This is a genomic window from Persicobacter psychrovividus, assembly GCF_036492425.1.
GTDB lineage: Bacteria > Bacteroidota > Bacteroidia > Cytophagales > Cyclobacteriaceae > Persicobacter > Persicobacter psychrovividus.
The window spans coordinates 793,651-812,636 of the sequence record NZ_AP025293.1 but is presented as its reverse complement, the minus strand read 5'-3'; the positions used below and the strand labels follow the sequence as shown (position 1 = coordinate 812,636).

The following is an 18,986-nucleotide window of genomic DNA, read 5'->3' as shown; positions in this document are numbered from 1 at the left end:
TAAAAATGCATCCCACTAAAAAATGGGATGCATTTAAACTATTGATCTGTTTAAATACTAAAACAAGATCGAGACTATTGATTTATCAATCAATCTGATTTTCTTCCTTATCTATTGAAAAACAACTCTCTGTGCTTCTGACTGCCCATTGGCGTCGATCGCTTTCAGGATATACAAGCCCGAAGGCATTTCCAATGAAACTGATGAGTCGTGAGTAGTTGTTTGCTTTTGAACAGCGCCTGTTATGCTAATCACCTGATAGCTGAAAGGTGCCTGCCCATTGAATACTACTTTCATCGCGCCCATTGCTGGGTTTGGATAAGCTTTGATCAGCTTTTTATTCAACAGACCATCATTTGAAAGTGGGTTGGATGTTGTGGTTACCGAAAGAATTTCAGAATCCTCAGAAAGGTAACCCATACCATCTTCAGCAACTACCTTCAATTCGTAAGTTGTGCCTGCGTACAGATTGGTGAGTGCATAAGAGAACGTTTCACCATTCAGATCAGCGATATACTGAAAATCTGTTTCACCTGCTCGGCGGATATAAACATAATAGCCTGTAATACCATTCAATGAATTTGATGGGCGCCAGTTCAATGTAAATGATGTTGTTGTTACCGAAGTGGCATTCAAATCTTCCACCTTCGATGGACGGTCAGTAACTTCATCATCCTTATCTCTTGTGGTTACTTCCAAAGCTTCAGAACGATCTGACTCATTTCCTGCAGCATCAAAAGCGCTAACTTCGAAAGTGTATTTTGTCGAAGTGCTCAAACCACTCACTTTGTAGGAAGTCGCATTCATGGTTTGCAACAAGATGCCATCCAAATACAGGTTGTAGCCCAACACGCCTACATTATCCGTAGAAGCCGTCCAGCTTAGAGCAACGTTTGTACCCTGAATATCAATGGCCTGAAGATCCTGAGGAACCGTTGGCGCATCGAAGTCTGGCTGGCTTTCCGTAGAAACACCTGCAAGTCTTGTTGGCAAAGAGAAACAAACTTCTGTTTTTGAACTTCCTTTTCTGAACAGGTGACCGATAGATACGGTAACTGTTTTTGGGCTCGCCAAATGGCTGTAAGGAATTTTGATAAATGGCTCAGAAATCGTTACCTCATCCTGCCCTTCTACACGCACCTTGTAAGTGAAATTTGGGGCGTTATAACCTTCACCGAAAAGGTTCATGTCGTGATCATACAATAAGTATTGTAGCACCGCCTCATCCCAGGCAACCGTTACCGATTCGCCATCATTCTCCTGAACAAAAGCACGTGGCTTGTTAATAATCGGCACATAATCCTGTGTTCTTGTGAACATCAATTTGGCGATTTTAATATCTGGATATGCTTTGAAGATCTCAATGGTATTCAACTGACCATCTTTAGCGATTTTCTGAACATTGTAACCAATCTGTACCCACTGCCATTTTCCTACCGACTCCGCTGATACACGGGAGCCAAATGCAGCACCGTAACTTCCTTCTGCTCGAGCATCTGAACAAATACCGTTCAAGTCCGCGTAAACCTTACCTGAGTTTGTTGCGCCCTGCTGGATCAATGCCCAAATATAACGGCTTGATGAAGCATCCACATTTGACAGGTTGTAAGTTACACTTGGAGATTCCGCTCTGTCAGCAGAAACTTTATTGGCATTTGTAGTGGTATCCGTATTGGCCAAATAGATATAGCGACCTACTTCGTCGTCAGCACCTACCAACCATTTTTCACCTTCGAAAGTACCTGTTCCAGCATTGTTCATATCGAAATCAGTTGCATTCCAAGAGTAGATCAAATCATCATCAGGATTGATAATAATTCCTGTTCCACCACCTGGGTTCTCACCGCCTTCAGCAGTTGTTACTTTAATCTCAGCTGACTTTTCAGACTCATTTCCTGCCGCATCATAAGCACGAACAGTGAAAGCATATGCTGTCTCTGCAGTCAAATCAGATACAGTGATCTCATTTGTTGTCGCTTTAGTAGCCAAATCTTTACCATCCTGGTCGATGATATAACCAACAACACCGATATTATCCGTAGAAGCGGTCCAAGTCAATTTCACTGAAGTAGCAGTTACATCAGATGACGCCAAATCAGTTGGTTGAGTTGGTGCTTCATTGTCTTCGTCACCACCTGGCTGAGAGTTTTTGTCGATAGTGATAGTTGTTGGAAGGGAGTAGGTATTCATATCTGAAGAAGAGTTCTTTCTGAACATGTGCCCCGCTTCAACAGAAATTTCCTGCGGAGTTTCCAAATCACTTACTGGAATTTGAATTCTATTTACAGGGATACTATCATTAAGTACTTCACCTCCCATTGTTACCTGATAGAAGAATGATTTATCCGTGAAGATATTCTCATTGAAATCATATAGTTCAGCAGTAAGCCCTGGCTCATCCCAACCGATGGTTACGTTAGTGCCGTCATTAGCGGTAACACGAGGAGTTACCTGATTAATAATCAAATTGATGGATTGTGTAGGCGTGAAAGCAATCTTGGCAATTTTGATGTTTGGACGCGCTTTGAACAATTCAATCACGTTTACACCGTCTTTTACCACACTGCTATTGGCTTGGTTATTCAACAAAATCCATTGCCATTGCCCTTTAACATCATCAGAAATTCTTGATTTAGCTGCCGTACTTCCGTACTCTCCAGGAGCCCGTTTGTCCAAATCAAGATCATTCATATTCACCCAAACACGACCGGCATCTTTAGCTCCTTCATTAACCAAAGCCCAAACAAAACCTGTTTTTGCTTCAGCCATTTGAATTTGATAAACCAATGAAGGTGAATCATAGCGTGCTGAAGAAGTTTCATTACGGTTATCAGAATCAGTATTCTCCAAGTACATGTATTTTCCAAAAGTAGCATCTGTACCTACTTTCCACATCTCGCCATCAGCTGCAGCTGCTTTGTTTTCAAAAAACTCAGTAGCCTGGAACATATAAACGCCATTGGCATCTGCTTCGTGAGGAATATCGGTTTGGTCATCACCTGTATCAGGAACTTCTGGGGTTTCGCTGCCGTCTTCTGCAGGAGTATTTACATCAAACTCGTAAGAGGCAACATTCGAGTAAGTCATGTATAGTTTTGAGCTCGACACACGATTAGGATGCGCTAATTCAATCGTAAGAGTGTGTTTATCGGAACCTAAAACAGACTTATCAAAAGAGTAAGAATTTTCTGAATAAGGGTTTTCAAATTCTTGATACTCCTTACTGTCTACTGTACTACTTGTTACATCTCCTCCAGTCAATACCTCTCCATCTAAAGTAATTCTGTATGCTGGAGTAAAAGCTAATGCTGTATTGTTATCTAACTGCATCACCTGCCCAGTCACTGAAGCCTCCGACCAGGAAATCGTCATTTGATCAGCGGTATTGCTTGTTACTTTCACCTCTGCAGGCTGATCCAAAATCATATTGTTCAATTCTGCATCTGCCAAAGCAACCTGAGCCACCTTGATATCTGGACGGAATTTGTAGATCTCAAGCGTGTTATTTCCTGTTTGCAGAATATCTTTAAGATTGTTACCTACGCGGATCCACTGCCAGTTATCACCAAAGTCCACACGTGGGCGAATTTCAGCAAACTCTGTATCTGTTCTTTTATCGATACACTTACCATTTACACCGACAAAAAGGCGTCCATCATCTTTGCTCGGCGCATTGACTAACATCCAAACGTAATAAGATTGTACCTCATCCAAGTTGAAGTTATAATGCATAGAAGCGCCATAATCAGCACCAGAAGGGTTTTTAGTTTTATCTTCTAATCTATCTCCTCCAACTTCAATATAGTGTCCTGTTGGCGAAGAAGCATCATCGAAAATTTGCCACTCAGGGTCAGAAGCATAAGCACCTGATCCGGCTACCGAAGTCGCTCCTTCATGCATATTAATGATGATATTCCCATCGGCATCAACATGCCCTTGCGCCATTGCGCTCACCGTCATACACACGAGCAGTGCGAATACGGTAAATATTTTGTATAAACCTTTCATATAAAAAAATCAGCTAATAATAAGTTATCATTAATAAGTTTCTTTCAATTCAATTGATTTGACCGACACCTCACCATAGGCATCAATGGGTTCGTCCTTGTCATACTCGCTCTTGAATTCACTCAGGAATATGGAGGATTGAGTATAACAGCCGACTTTGAAATAGCCTGTCTTGTCTTCGGATTCCCATTCTTTTTCGAAGGTTCTTCCGTTTTCAAGACTTCGGATTTTACAATTGATGTAACCACCGTTTACATACACCTCCACCTCGATCAGGTCGCCGAGTTGGTAGGGGATGTTGGTTTCTGCCCGGTTGTTTTCATTCCAGATGATGTGCAGCCCGTGGTTTCTTTCCGAATACTGAACGCGCAAGGGTTCATCATTCGGCCCATGAATTTGCACCATACATACCTCCGGTTTTACCACCGGCAAATGCGTTACGCGCAACTGCGTTTTGAGGTATTGTTCTTTGTAAACCGACCAGTAGTTATCTCCGCCACCTACACGCTGACGCAATTCTGAACGTGGATATTTGGAGCCGCTGGTGGTGGCCCCTGCGCAATGTCCCCTGAAGATTACTTCGCCTTGTTGAACAGAGAAATACGGGCTGTAATCGAAATCTGTCAGGGCATTGTCCTTGATTTCCCAAGGAGAAGTATTGCGGCTGTCCACATTGGATGCATATCGGCTATCGTTCCCATTTTTGTCCACAGGAAGGGTAATTTTCCATTGGGTCAAAGAAGGAATGATGTCGGTTGGATATTTGGCATCTTCGGGCACTTCAACTTCCGAAGCATAGTCAATCGAAAAATCATCAAATCGGCCAGTGGCTTCATGGTAGCGGATGCCGATCGTTACATGGGTTTGTTCGTTCACCTGAAAATCCAAATCCAAGGGCTCGTAATTGCTGTTACCACCTGCTGGTGTTTCAGCCGTTAATTCCTCCGATGTTTCATCCAGCTTGACAAACAACTGCCCCGCACCTTTGACATACACTCGCAAGCGGTATGCTTCATTCGGAAAAACCCCAATTTTTTGCTGAAGGCTACCGTCAGCATACTGAGCATCGAATTTTGCGGCATTGCTTCCACTATGAAAGTCCTTGTCAGAATTATTGACAGTTCCTTCCTTCTCCCAATCCACAAAATTTTTTATTTCAAATCCTGCGTTGAGAATCACCATTTCTGGTAATTGTTCCTCAGGGGGCGTGGTTTCTCCACCGTCCTGATCTTCCTCTTTGTCCTCATCCACAGGAGGCTCCACCTCTGGATCTTCAGGCTTTACCTCCGTTTCTGGCACAGGTGTAACCTTGGCTGTACAAGCCACAAAAGCCGCACTGATCGCCAGGAAAAAGAATAGGTAAACAAAACAATGTTTGATGCTCATTTTAAAGAATTATGATGTCGGATCAATAAAAAGACCTGCCACAATGGAAGTTCATTATGGCAAGTATTTAATGGTGATTAATAACCAGGGTTTTGAACCAAATGCCCGTTACTTGTATCAATTTCCCGCTGAGGGATTGGCAACAACAAGCGGTTTTCATTGTAAGTCAAACCGTTGCTTTGCAGATAGTTGGCCATGGTCATTTTCAAATCACCTGTTCTGACCATGTCAAACCAGCGTTGATTTTCATATAAAAATTCTTTGCGACGCTCCTTGGCCAAAGTAGGCTTGGAAACATTGGCTAATGGCGCCAAACCTGCGCGGCTGCGAATGGCATTGAAGTATTCCAGAGCAGTGGCGTCATTGGTCTGGAAATCATTCCCCATGGTGGCTTCAACATACAACAACAACACATCAGCATAGCGAAGCAGGATATAATCGTTACCTGCCAGGCGTACGTTTGAAGACGAGCTGACGAATTTACCACAACCGCGGCGCACACCTCGCATATCGATGATGTTGGTCGTGTATCGAAGATCTTCTGTACCATTTTCACCTGGTTCAGCCTCATATAAAGCGACCATCTCTTCAGTAGCATAATTATGCGAACCTTGCTCAAACAGGAAGTAATAAGAAAATTCCTGAGAGTTGTCCGTATTGTCATCTACAAAAGAAATTGGGAACATGATTTCATTGCCCAGGCTCTGATAAAAGATATCGTTGTAGTTGGCGTTCAATTCAAAATTTCCGCCATCAATCACCTCTTTCAGCAAAGTCTTGGCCTCATCAAATTTCTTGAACTGGATCAAGTATTTAGCCAGCATCGTTTTAGCAGACTCCTGATTGGCCCTTCCCAATGCGACATTGGCACGGGTAGGCAGGTGGTCAGCAGCGAACTGAAGATCTTCGGCGATAAATTGATATAGCGCTTCGGTATCCGCCTGTTTGTAGCCTTCATAATCACCCACACGAATCAGGTAATCGGCCTTTGGTACTGATCCGAACAAGCGTACCAAATTAAAGTGAAGGTAAGCGCGAACAAAGCGTGCTTCTGCTTCAAACTGTGCTTTTTTGCCAGGATCGACCACATTCTCAATGTGTGCAATGATCATATTGGCACGGTAAATTGCCGCATAACACGTTCTCCAGTAGTTGGCTACGATAGAGTTGTAAGGGGTGATGTTCATCACCTCAAACTGTGCCCAGTCTCCTACCCCACTTCGTGTTCCAGCATTGTCGGTACGCATCTCCAAGATGGCGTATTCTTGCTGAACAACATCCTGAAGGCCGTCATACATCCCGATCACCCCCGTTTCCACTTCGTCGTCGTTGCGGAAATAATCATCGGCACCAACTTCAGAAATTGGCATTTGCGTCAAAAAGCTGTCGCAGGCCACCATTCCAGAAGAAAGGGTGGCTGCTAATAAAATTCTTAAAAGTGATTTCATTTTCTTCAAAAAATTAGAATTCAACGTTTATACCTACTGTGAAAGAGCGAGGCATTGGCGAAGCTCCTCTTTGGTAACCATAGTTCAATGGCCCTTCGTCACGAATACCCTCTGGGTTGAATGAGGTATAATTATCAGCCATCAAGTAGATCAGGTTGGACCCTGAGCAATAAACCCTTGCACTGTTTAGGCCGATGCGGTTGACCACACTTGTTGGCAAGGTATAACCGATGTTCAGGCTTCTTAAAGCGATGAATGAAGCATCCTGAATGATATCGTCCGTAAAGATTCTTTCTTGTGTTGTTGCAATATCCTCCGCGCTCATGTAGGCCTCGTTAGGACGCTGCCCCTGCATGGTTTGGTATTCATAATACTGCGGATCGATGTTTCTTACCAATCCACCGTGTGATCCCTGGAACATGAACATGAAATCGAATCGACCGATGTTGAAGCTGTTCGTAACTGCCCATAATATGGTAGGGTATGGCGAGCCCAAAACGGTACGGTCTTTATCGTCAATCACGCCATCACCGTTCAAATCCTGCACATAAGCTCTTTGAGAAGAAGCACCGATTGGCCAGAAACCTTCATTCAAATACTCCAAAGGAACATTACCGTTATCGCCTTTGGTGCGGTCTACTTTAAAGCCGTAGAAAGTAGAGATCGGCATGCCCTGAATAGCGATCCAGTTGGCCGCACGCTTGTCATCAACAATCGTTGTCAGGCTGTCTACGCCACCGTTATTGACCAATTTGTTTTCGTTGGTTGAAAGGTTAGCCGTAATGGTCCACTTGATTTTTTCAGTTTGAACAGGTTTACCACTCAACTCAATTTCAAAACCCTGATTCTGTACACGTCCCAAGTTTACAATACGCTGATCGAAACCTGTTACTGAAGGAATTTGCTGTGAAAGCAACAGATCAGAAGCAGTACGACGGTACCACTCGAATGAACCATAGATTCTGTTCCCCAAGAAACCATAATCAATACCTGGGTTAATTTCAATTTGCTTTTCCCAGCGCAAGTCTGGCATGGCAATGTTTGCTGGCGCATAACCTGAAGAAATATTACCTCCGACTACCGCACCTACTGGCGACATACGCTCAAGTGCTTCGTAATCGTTAATGCTGTTGTTACCCGTGATACCGTAAGAGATACGAGGCTTCAATACCGATACCCAGTTCAGGGGTCTCATGAACGACTCCTCAGTCATTCTCCAACCGAATGAACCCGCAGGGAAAATACCATACTGGTAGTTCTGACCGAATTTAGAAGATCCATCTGTACGCATCGAGAACGACACCAAATACTTGTCCATATAGGCATAGTTGAAACGAGAGAACACCGAGTGCAAAGTTTCTACTGTTTTGATTTGATCTCCGTAAGCGATTGTTCCCGCAGCATTCATGGTTCTCACCGCATCGTTTGTAAATCCTGTACCGATCGTTTCAGTGGTCTCATACATCCCGCGCTCGAAAGACATTCCGACTACCGCGTTGATGTCATGCCCGCCCTTGATCGAACGGTCATAAGTGAAGTAGTTATCATTCACCCATCTGAAATCTTCATAAGTTCTGTATTGCAATCTTGCATCTGCTTCGCCATTTCGTGTCGCTTTTGTACCGGTATAATAATCACGGATACGGTTGCGGTAGTTGGCCATCAATGAAGAGCGAAAATTCAAACCCTTCATGATTTTGTATTTCAGGTAAGTGCTTGCATAAACACGAGTAGTGTTCTCCTGGTAATCACGCTCCATAATGTTGGCGTAAGGGTTGGAGTTGTTTGTTACACTCACGTTAGGCAAAGTGGTTACCGTACCGTCTTCGTTGATTACTTCAAAGTTGTTGAAGTGAGACTCCTGGGTATAATCGCCAATGGCAATATTTGGGAAGTTTTCACGGTCAACGTACTGGATGCTGTGTGCATCGTGAACGATTGGCAACCATGAAGACTGACGCAATGACTCATGCAATGATGTTGGGAAAACCTGCTTGTGCTCACGTGTTGGGTTGAAATTCACACCCAATTCAAGCTTTTTGTTCAATTTGGTTTTCAACTTGAAACGCAGGTTCATTTTCGTGTACTCATCCTGAAGCAATACCCCCTGGTCATTCAAATACGCACCAGAAATATGGTAAGTCGTATTGTCTGAACCACCAGCAGCACTTAAAGAGTAAGACTGAATATTACCGCCAGTAAAGATCTCATCCTGCCAGTCGCGCTCATTGCCCTGACTGATATCCAGCATGTGATCCATACGGCTGATGGTTGTTTGTGCCTTGCCATATACCGTATTGAAATGATCAAGACTCTGGAATTTCCCTGTCGCAATGTAATCATCACGGTTGGCATCCATATCCGCCAGATACGCCTCAGCATTGGCTTTATTTTGCGCTACTGTTGGGCGGAAATCCGCTCTTTTCTGCACCCATTTTTGTCCGAAGAAAGAGTTGAAGGTATATTTTGTTTCGCCTGAAGCACCTGATTTTGTGGTGATCATGATCACCCCATTACCCCCACGAGAACCGAAGATTGCTGCTGAAGAAGCATCCTTCAATACCTCGATAGACGCCACATCGTTCATATCCAAAGCGGCCATATAATCGGAATCCACCAATACACCATCCACAACAATTGCTGGAGATGAACCTGCACCGATAGAACCTACACCACGAACCTGAATGGTTGGGGCGGCACCCGCCTCTGGGTTGGTCATCTGGATGTTCACACCCGAAACCTGACCCGCCAAAGCATCATCAATACGAGCGGTCGGCAACTGATCGAGTTTTTCATTTTTCACCTTGGAGATGGCACCCGTCAAGTGAGATTTTTTCTGTGTACCGTAACCTACCACGACAACCTCATTAAGCTCAGAGACTTCTGAACTCATCGTTACATCGATTTTTGTACGTGTACCCACAAATTCCTCTTTTTCGCCATAGCCAATAAAGCGGAATTCAAGGATTGATTTTGGGTTACACATGATCGTGTAATTTCCCTCAAAATCTGTGATCGTACCTGTTTTGGTACCTTTAAGAATAATATTCACCCCTGGAAGAGGCTCATTATCATCTTGTGAAATTACCGTTCCAGTCACTCGGATCTCCCCCTGGGCGAACAACGGTGTTTGTGCTATCAGTGACAGCAAAAAGCATTGAACGAGTAGAATTCTCCACCCTGATTTTAATACTGTAATCATGCTAAACAAATAGGGTATGCTTTATAATGTTATTAAAAAAATAAGCCAACCATTCCATATTGTAAACTCAAAAAATTTTAATGTTTACATTTCGTAAAAACATATCGTAAAACACTAAAATTAACATCTACACCGAACAAATTATTTGGGATGTGGTGATTGGTTACCCAAACTTAGAGAAATCTATTAATTTTTCCTAAGGATTTAAGGTTGATTTTATAATTACATTAATCAGATTACAAAAAACCGAGAATTCATTAAAAAGCAGTTATCACGAAACTCAACTTAAAATATAGGCTTTTCTAAATAGTGACTCAAAACACCACAACGAAATAAGCCCTCTTCAACAAAGAAGAGGGCCTCAAATAATCAAACACCTTTAACATAGTCGATAAAAAATATCAACTAACAATCATATAAATTCAATAAATACAATTCCGAAATTAAAATAATATAGTAATTGATCAATTATTGTTTAGAATACGTTTCTTTTAACTCAATACTTTTAACAGCCACCTCGCCATAAGCCCCTTTGGGCTCATCTTTGGCACCAGATTTAATCTGGCTCAAAAATTTATTTGACTGCGTGTAGCATCCCACTTTAAAATACCCTGTTTCGTCAGAAGATTTCCAGTACTTGGTATATTCTTTCCCCTGATCCAGGTTTTCGATGTGGCAGTTAATAAATCCGCCTTCCACGCTTACGGTGATCCGAAGATTTTCCCCCAACTGATAAGGCACCCCATTTTGGGTATCTTTATTATCTTCATTCCAAACAATATACACCCCATATTTTGGGTGGTACTGTACACGAAGTGGTTCATCTTCTGGCCCGTGAATTTGCACCATACAAACTTCAGGCTTTTCCACAGGCAAATGCGTTACCCGCAATTCTGTTTTCAAAAATTGATGATCCTGCACCGACCAGTAGTTATTCCCTCCGCCTACTTGCTGACGCAATTCTGCACGAGGGTATTTGGATCCTTTAGTGGTAACACCATCACAAATTCCACGGAAAAATACCTCGCCATCTTTCGCATAGAAATAAGGAGTATACTCAAAATCCACCAAGCCCTGACCGACAATCTCCAGCGGATTTTTCAATCGGCTATTGACATCATAAACCTTTGCATTGGTACGGCCTTCGGCATCCACAGGAAGGGTTAATTTCCAGTCCGTTAATGATGGAATAATTGCCGTAGGAAACTGATGATTTGGATCCACCTCAATATCTGTGGCTTTCAGCTTGAAATCATCAAAACGCCCCTGCCCGTTGGTATAACGGCCACCGATAATGATACTTTTAGCCTTTTCCGCTTCAAAAGGAATTGTAATTACTTCAAAAGCTTTATTGTTAAATTCTTTAACCGTCTCTTTGCCTTTCACACGAACATAAACTTCGCCTTTGCCTTTCACCGCAACGGACAATTCATAGGCATGAAAAGGCGTGATGCGAACATACTGACTCAAATCGCCTTTGTCGTCAACTTTTGCTGATTTTGCGCCTGTCTGAGCAACATCGGACTTCGATACTTTACCTCGAACATCCCAGCCCTTCAGCCCATTTTCAAAACCTGCATTGATTAATCTCGGTGCGGTGAAAGCATCTTTCTTCTCCTTCCCCTTGGCCACCACTTGCTCCTCACTCGTTACGAGGACGAAATCATCGAACCGTACCTGTCCGTCAGCAAACTTGCCTCCGATGGTCACGCGCTTGGCTTTTTTATTGAAAAAAGGCAGCTCAATTTTAGTAAATGCTTTTTTGTTCGATGCCTCAGCCGTAAACGTCTTTCCGCCAACCTGAACATACAAAGTGCCCTTGCCTTTTACATAGGCTGAAAGCAGGTAGTTGGTTTTGGGAGTAACCGATACTATCTGGCTGAAACTGGCGCCACGATCCTGCATCTTTGCAGATTTGCTCCCTGCATTCGCAACGTCAGAAGCTGCCACTTTACCACTTTTTTCCCATCCCTTCAGTCCATTTTCAAAACCAGGATTCACGAGTTCCACTGCTTTACTGTTCTCCGAAGTTATACCCTGCGCGAATGCCTGCATTGGCAAAGCACAAAAAGAAGAAAACAGGAGGCTACTCAAACCGATTGATATTAGGTGCTTTTTCACAAAAAAAGTTTTAGTTGATCGAAATTACGCCATCAAAGCAACGGGCAAGCCAGCGACTAAATGACAGCGTTAAAAATTTAATTTACAGGTGGCTTGCGGAACAATGCCCGCAAGCCTCCTGTATTATTGGTCTTCAACAGATTGAATGTTTTTGGCAAAATAGAAGATAGAACCTATCCCAAGTGGCACAAAAACAGCAATCATCATGAAAATATAGCTATAAGAAATTTCTGCAATTTGCGGAACGAGGAAGTTCATCAGTACTACCGACAACACTCCGATTGTTCCACCGAAACCTGCCAACGAACCGACATTTTTTCCTGAGAACAAATCCGAAGGAAGGGTCTGAACATTACCAATGGAGAACTGGAAACCAAACAAAACAACCGCAACAATATATACAAACCAGTCTGGGTTGTGTTGCAAATTGATCGTCAATACGGCCGCCAAACCAACGAGCATCAGGACGCCACCAATAACAATGGTTTGCTTACGCGCAGTGTTGGTGGACTTTCCTTTTTTCATCAGTTGGCCAGAATAATACCCTCCTGCAATAGAACCAATGGCGGCACCAACATAAGGGATCCAGGCAAATGCTCCGATTTCCTTGACATCAAAACCGTAAGTATCTGCAAGATAAATAGGCATCCAACCTACAAACAACCACCAGATAGGCTCCATAAAAAAACGTGAAACCAATACTGCCCAGGATTCTTTGTGCGATAAGATTTCTTTCAGAGGCATGGCCACCGCGTGCTCGTCGTTGTCGGCTTTAGATTGCCCAGATTTGATATGCTCACACTCCTCGGCGGTAATCCAAGGGTGATTTTTTGGCTCGCCTTTATTAATCAGCAACCATGGCACAATCCATAGCATTCCCAAAGAACCGATGATCATGAAGGTGGTCTGCCAGCCGAAAGCAACAAACAAGGTGGCGATAAACGGCGGAGCGACCACGGAACCCAATGAGGCACCAGCATTGAAAAGCCCCTGTGCAAAAGCGCGCTCTTGAATTGGGAACCACTCGGCGTTGCTTTTTGCGGCGCCTGGCCAGTTACCTGCTTCCCCAAAACCAAGGGTTGAACGGAAGAAAGAAAGGGAAAAGATCCCTCTTGCGAAGGTATGGCAGAAAGACGAAATCGACCAGATCCCGATAGAGATCACATAGCCAAAACGCGTTCCTACTTTATCAAAAATACGCCCAGAAAAGGTTTGCCCTAAAGCATATGCCACCATGAAAATATTCAGGATGATGGCGTAATCGGCCTTGGTCAGTCCCAGTTCAGCGCCTATACCATTCTCGCCAGGAAACATCATCGCTAAAGCCGAACGGTCAATATAGTTAATTACCGTCGCCAAGGCGATCAGCCCGATGATTACCCACCGCAAATTGCGGAGTTTAAAACCCTTTTCCTTTGGGGTGGTGCTCTTTTTATCTACAACTTCATTCATCTCTAAAAAATTTTTATCCCCGAAGGGTGAAGTATTCAGGTATTGATTTAAATGTTCCCGTTCCCGAAGTGGGGTTCAGGAGAAATTCAGGGAAGCGGCAATCACTCCCCCAATATTTTTAACCCCTTGGCTGTGCGCCAAAAGTATAGTTTTTACGTGTGCTGACTTTGCGACTCAAAGCTTTCTCCTTCGGTTCGGTTTGCGCAAATTCGGAAATGTGCTTGCCACGGCGAGGGTAATAAGATTCAATTTTCCCTGAGCCTACACTCAAAATATGGTCGATACTGCTCACTGCCCAAAGTGGGTCTTCAAAGCGGATCGTACGGCCAGAACATCCAGAATTGTAGAAAAACAGGTTGTCGGCAGTTACTTTCTGTACTCCCCAAAGCATCACCACACTGCCTAATTCTTTGTTGCCGACGTCCACGAAATCACAATTTCTCACCGTTACATATGGCCCTGTGGTGGACTCATCATTTCCCATTCGGGTGATTTCCATTGCGCCAGTCATCACCTTCTCGAATCGGCAATTTTCAATCACCACCTCTTCGGCGCTGTATCGGCCTTTATCGTCTTTTTGCCCATTGATATTCAAGGCAATGCCTGAGATATTGTTGAAATCACAGTTGATAAAGCTGATTTTATCCGCAAAAGTACTGGTGAAAGCCCTGAATGCGGTATAATCTGCGGCATCAAAATTAGAGAAGCTACAATCTTCCACTTTCAGGTTATAATGCTCGATCATTGGCTCGTCTGAAGTGCGGATTCCTGCCTTAACAATACCCGTTTCTGAGCGGCCATTGAATGCAATACCTTTCAAACTTAAATCTCCACCGTTGTCAATAACAAAGAATGATTCCTGCTTGGTATTTTTTACATATTTGAAGTTTACACGAGTTGAATGACCATTGATGATTTTCACATTTTTCGTGATATGAATCGCATGGTTGAATTCAAAATCTGAACCTGCCGCAAGCTGAATCGTCGTGCCATCTTTTGCCTGATTCAAAGCCGACACCAGTGCCTCGAAACCATTCACGGTTACTGTTGTATTGACCAATTGTTTGGTTTCAGGAGTTGGCGTGTACCAGCTGACCCCCACTTTGTTTTTATCTACAGGCAATTTTGGTGTAAACTCAGCACTCGCATACAAGCCGTCCTGATTTTTTTCATAAGCTGTTTTTACCCTTACCAATCCCTTCGTCTTAACCGATGAACCATCGTTTACGAACGCATTATTATTGAAAGTAAAGCCTGAGATATCATCAAGTTTCGTGAATACCGCTTTTCCCGCAGGATTGTAAAATAGGTTATCGCTGATCGTGATATGGTCTGGTGTCTGTGTCCGCTCACGGTCAGCACCTACGCATAATTCAATATTTGGACAGTTGAAGAACTTGTTGTTTTTCACCAATACATCGTGCGCACGGATATAACGGTTCGCCAGAGAATTAGGCACGCCGTTCATAATTGGCAGCGGCCCGAAAAATCGGCGGCCTGCCAAATCCTGAAAGTAGTTGTTTTCTATCGTGTGGCCACCATTAATTACCCGAACACCTCCTGCATTGGCAAGGTTCTCGCCAAGGAAATAGTTGCCAAGCACCTGATTACGGTCACCATGGCGCAACGCCAACACCCCTTCACAGGCGATAAAAAGATTATCTTTAATAATATTATCTGAAGATTTGATCGAAACCACTTCCACCTCACCAGAGCAACGTTCGAAAAGGTTACGCTCAATTAAAGTATTTGAAGACATCTCGCAGTAGGTCGAAACCCCCACACGGAGCGTTTCCCCACCGTTGGAGCCCAACTTCGGACGGAAGCCAAAGTAATTATCATGAATATGGTGGAAATTCTGACGTGACTCCACATTGTTCAATTTCACGGCCATCAGCACCCCTGCATTCAGTTTTCCACCGAAATAGCAATGATCAATTTCATTATGCTGCCCGTAAAGCTCCACCCAAGAGGTTTTCTCGAAGCGATCCGCAGGGTTGTAATGATCCATCACCACCTCACTCAAGCGACAATGTTTGGCCACCTCATCCCCAATTTTGAAAGCAACCGCTACACGGCCTTTGGCATATCCATCTTTAAAAACCAAGCCATGCACCTGAAGGTACTCCCCAGCCAATGCCAGCGAAGAATTCCCCGAAAGGATCGTCTTGCCTTTTTCTTCCGCCATTAAAACGATCGGATTGGCTTGCGTACCCTGTCCTTTAAAAGCAATCTGTGTATCATTCCACACACCTGCAGCCATACGAATAGTATCCCCTGCTTGCGCAGTACTGATGGCCTTTTGCAGCCCATCGGCTGTAGTAACCAGGCCGTCTTTTCCTGAAAAATTACAGGCTGACAATAAAAATGCCAGGCAAAAAAATGGTGTAAATAACTGTTTCATCTTCATCGAATCCTTTGACCCTCCTCAACGAGTTCGGTTTATCTTTCCTTAAAGCGAATAGTGGTAGAGGTAATTATAAAAATTTCTAAAAAATGGTTTTAAAAATTAAAAACCTGTGCTCATCCACCGCCGACCTTCGAATAATTTTAACAATAATTTGAATGGTCTTTGGTTTTTGGTTTACCAAAAGTAATCACTCAAATTAAATTTTCCTAAATGGAGATAAAGAATTTCAATAGAATTTAAAACAAAGCATCAAATCACCATCAAAATATCAAATTTCATAATTACCCATTCAACAAACACAACACCACCGCACGAATTAATGACAAAGATCATCTTTCCATAAAACAAAATACCATTATTTAGAATATCAACACTGCGCAGTATGCAAAACCCTCCATGCGCCCAAGCTTCGGGCCTGTTTAGCATGGTTCAACCAACATGCACAGGCGCATCCATTGAAATATCTGATCAAAAATCACTATTTTTGTATTCAGCGCTAAAACCATATTTACCACCATCATTTTTTCGACCTCATGAATAAGTTTCTTTTTCCCTTATTGCTGATGATCGCCCTGGCAGGCTGTAAAACCGCTGCGCCTTTTCTGTTAATGTACGATCAACAGCCGCAGCCTATGCTGTCCAAAAGTCAGCTTCCGAAAGCGAACCGAAAACTACCCACAGCGGTGAAAGTCATCGTGAAAAATATTTCCCAATTCCCCGACTCCACCTGCCTGGTTGGTAGCCATACCCTGACACACGATGAAGTCAGCAATAAAAAATCAGTGAATCACTATCAGCTTTTGCTTGGCGAAAATTCCCTGGCCAGCAGCGTCAACAGCTATACCAAAAAAGCCATTGAAAAAACCATTCAGCACGGAGGTTTTTTTCAGGTGGCCAATATGCTCGAAGACTCCGCCCTCACCCTTGAATTTACCATACGCCAGTTAGCCGTCAGTGGGAATTTTACAAAAGTCGAGCAAACAGAAAGCGACGGTTATTACAATAACAACCCCTACATGAGCCCCTATCGCAACAATCTTTACGGCTCCCCCTATGGCATTAACGATCCCTACTACCATAACCGCCCTTCATCGAAAACCCATACTTATATCAAAAGCAGTCTGCCCGAACGATACATCTATTTTGAAGCTCGCCTGATTGGCACCTCGAACCAAGTGATTTATCACAGAAGTTATCAGGTGGAAGGCCAAAATTTTAAAGGTAGCGGAAAACGAAAAAATAAAGCCTACGGCGAGGAAGGCATTAAAAAGCTGTACCTCGAAAACAACCTGATCACGGAAGAATATATGCGGCTGATGGTCGAGGAGATGACCTCAGGATTTCAGGAGTGCATCGATAAGATGATTAAAGACACCAATGTATATATCTTGCGCATGAAAAACAGCTGATCAGTCGCCTGTATTTTTATCAAAAAAAACTGAAATAAAAAAGGGATACCTGAACGACCATATGTCACTGACATATATCCTCAGGTATCCCTTTCATATTGAATAAATCAAAGCTTCAATAAGATGCTTGAAGCATCCCGATCTTTCGTATTTTTTACCTATCTGAAGCGCACAATATAAGCGCGGGGCCATAATTTGCCAGTGATATAGGTTTGGTTGTTGGTCGGATTGAACGCAATACCATTGAGGACATCTGCGCGTGGGTTGGCGGATTTATTGTCCTTCACCAAGTGATCAAAGTTGTATCGACGAACAACTTTACCATCTTTAGGATCGATCTTGACAATATCTGCTGACTGCCAGACGTTGGCAAAAATATAACCATGAATATACTCCAGCTCATTGAGGTAAGTGACGGCTTTACCGTTTTCTGTTACCGACAAAGTGCGCTCCTCTTTAAAGGCTTCAGGGTTCAGGTAATGAATTTTATCCGTACCATCACTGATGATCAGGCTCGTGCTATCGTGCGTTACTCCCCAGCCTTCATAGCCATATTCAAAAGTGCCTAATTTTTTATAGTCATTAACGTCATAAACAAAGCCGGTCTTTCCGTGCCAGGTCAATTGGTAAATTTTATGATCCATCACCGTAATTCCTTCACCAAAATAGCGATCCTCAAGGCTGAGTTTTCTTGCGCCCTGCCCTGTGGTATAATCAATCGAAGAAATCCATGAGGTACCATTGCCGCCAGTACTTTCGAGTAACTCATTGCCGTTAAACACAAGCCCCTGTGTAAAAGACTCAGTATCATGCCCCAAAGTCATCAGGATGTCGTACCCACGATCCAGCGGCGCGGATTCCTGCGTTGTATTTTGCTGTTCCTTTTGATTGCATGCGAACAAGCCGACGATCAAAAGCAATAATAATGATGTATTGTTCATCCTTAAATATAATATTTTGTTGTATTATTTTTTATTCCAGTACGTTTTTTCGTTGCGTATCAAGCCTCCACCACCGAGGCCCTCCTGCCGTCGGTCGCTTGCATTAAACCTTCGGCAGACAAACAAATCTGCGTACCGCGCAAACCTGCACTGATAAATATTTGTGCGTGTTCAAAAGCTTCCTCATCTATAAAAACGGGGAAGTTTTTCTTCATCCCGATAGGCGAACAGCCCCCACGGACATAGCCCGTAATACCGAGCACCTCTTTCAAAGGAACCATCTCCACCTTTTTGTTCCCACTCGCTTTGGCCAGTGCCTTCAGGTGTACTTCCCTGTCGCCGCGAATCACCGCCACGATCACGCCCGTTTTATCACCGCTCAGTACGAGGGTTTTAAAAATTTGCTCAATCGGTTGCCCCGTCTTTTCTGCCACCGCAATTGCGCCTCTTTCCTCCTTTTCTACAGCATAATGATGAAGGCTGTAACTGATTTTCAATTGGTCGAGCTTACGGGCTGCATTGGTTTTTTTTGCCATAATCTATCCCTGTTTTTCACTGCTCAGGTCAGAGCAGTCGCCACTAAGAGCATGTTTAAAACTTAAAATTCGC

At 43.4% G+C, this 18,986-nt stretch carries 10 protein-coding genes; 1 reads left to right on the top strand and 9 read right to left on the bottom strand.

From position 1 onward, the window contains the following. Nucleotides 1–111: 111 nt before the first annotated feature. The 7 genes from AABK40_RS16540 to AABK40_RS16510 form a co-directional block, all read right to left on the bottom strand. Entirely contained in the window at nucleotides 112–4,008 is a 3,897-nt protein-coding gene (locus tag AABK40_RS16540; RefSeq protein ID WP_338398200.1) for a fibronectin type III domain-containing protein, read from the bottom strand. Nucleotides 4,009–4,038: 30 nt separating this feature from the next. Next, on the bottom strand, nucleotides 4,039–5,394 hold the full coding sequence (locus AABK40_RS16535) for a polysaccharide lyase family 7 protein (RefSeq protein ID WP_338398199.1): 1,356 nt from the start codon (nucleotides 5,392–5,394) through the stop codon (nucleotides 4,039–4,041). Between the two features lie 77 nt (nucleotides 5,395–5,471). Next, nucleotides 5,472–6,842, bottom strand: coding sequence for a RagB/SusD family nutrient uptake outer membrane protein (locus AABK40_RS16530; protein ID WP_332921996.1), 1,371 nt, complete (start codon nucleotides 6,840–6,842; stop codon nucleotides 5,472–5,474). A 13-nt stretch (nucleotides 6,843–6,855) separates the two neighbouring features. Next, complete coding sequence (locus tag AABK40_RS16525) at nucleotides 6,856–10,044, bottom strand: SusC/RagA family TonB-linked outer membrane protein (RefSeq protein WP_332921997.1); 3,189 nt, start codon at nucleotides 10,042–10,044, stop codon at nucleotides 6,856–6,858. Nucleotides 10,045–10,512: 468 nt separating this feature from the next. After that, nucleotides 10,513–12,165, bottom strand: coding sequence for a polysaccharide lyase family 7 protein (locus AABK40_RS16520; RefSeq protein ID WP_338398198.1), 1,653 nt, complete (start codon nucleotides 12,163–12,165; stop codon nucleotides 10,513–10,515). 123 nt (nucleotides 12,166–12,288) lie between these two features. Then, nucleotides 12,289–13,617 (bottom strand): MFS transporter, encoded by a 1,329-nt coding sequence (locus AABK40_RS16515; RefSeq protein ID WP_338398197.1) that lies wholly within the window; start codon nucleotides 13,615–13,617, stop codon nucleotides 12,289–12,291. A gap of 118 nt (nucleotides 13,618–13,735) precedes the next feature. Next, on the bottom strand, nucleotides 13,736–16,021 hold the full coding sequence (locus AABK40_RS16510; RefSeq protein WP_338398196.1) for a polysaccharide lyase 6 family protein: 2,286 nt from the start codon (nucleotides 16,019–16,021) through the stop codon (nucleotides 13,736–13,738). A 539-nt stretch (nucleotides 16,022–16,560) separates the two neighbouring features. Between AABK40_RS16510 and AABK40_RS16505 the strand changes: the two genes are divergently transcribed. Further along, nucleotides 16,561–17,436, top strand: coding sequence for a hypothetical protein (locus AABK40_RS16505; RefSeq protein ID WP_338398195.1), 876 nt, complete (start codon nucleotides 16,561–16,563; stop codon nucleotides 17,434–17,436). Nucleotides 17,437–17,594: 158 nt separating this feature from the next. Here AABK40_RS16505 and AABK40_RS16500 read toward each other — a convergent pair whose 3' ends face one another. Continuing rightward, nucleotides 17,595–18,377 carry a glutaminyl-peptide cyclotransferase gene (locus AABK40_RS16500; protein ID WP_338398194.1) on the bottom strand — a complete coding sequence of 261 codons (783 nt, stop codon included), beginning with the start codon at nucleotides 18,375–18,377 and terminating at the stop codon, nucleotides 17,595–17,597. 59 nt (nucleotides 18,378–18,436) lie between these two features. Then, a complete protein-coding gene (gene ybaK, locus AABK40_RS16495; protein ID WP_338398193.1) occupies nucleotides 18,437–18,913 on the bottom strand; it encodes a Cys-tRNA(Pro) deacylase in 477 nt (158 codons plus the stop codon). Nucleotides 18,914–18,986 lie beyond the last annotated feature (73 nt).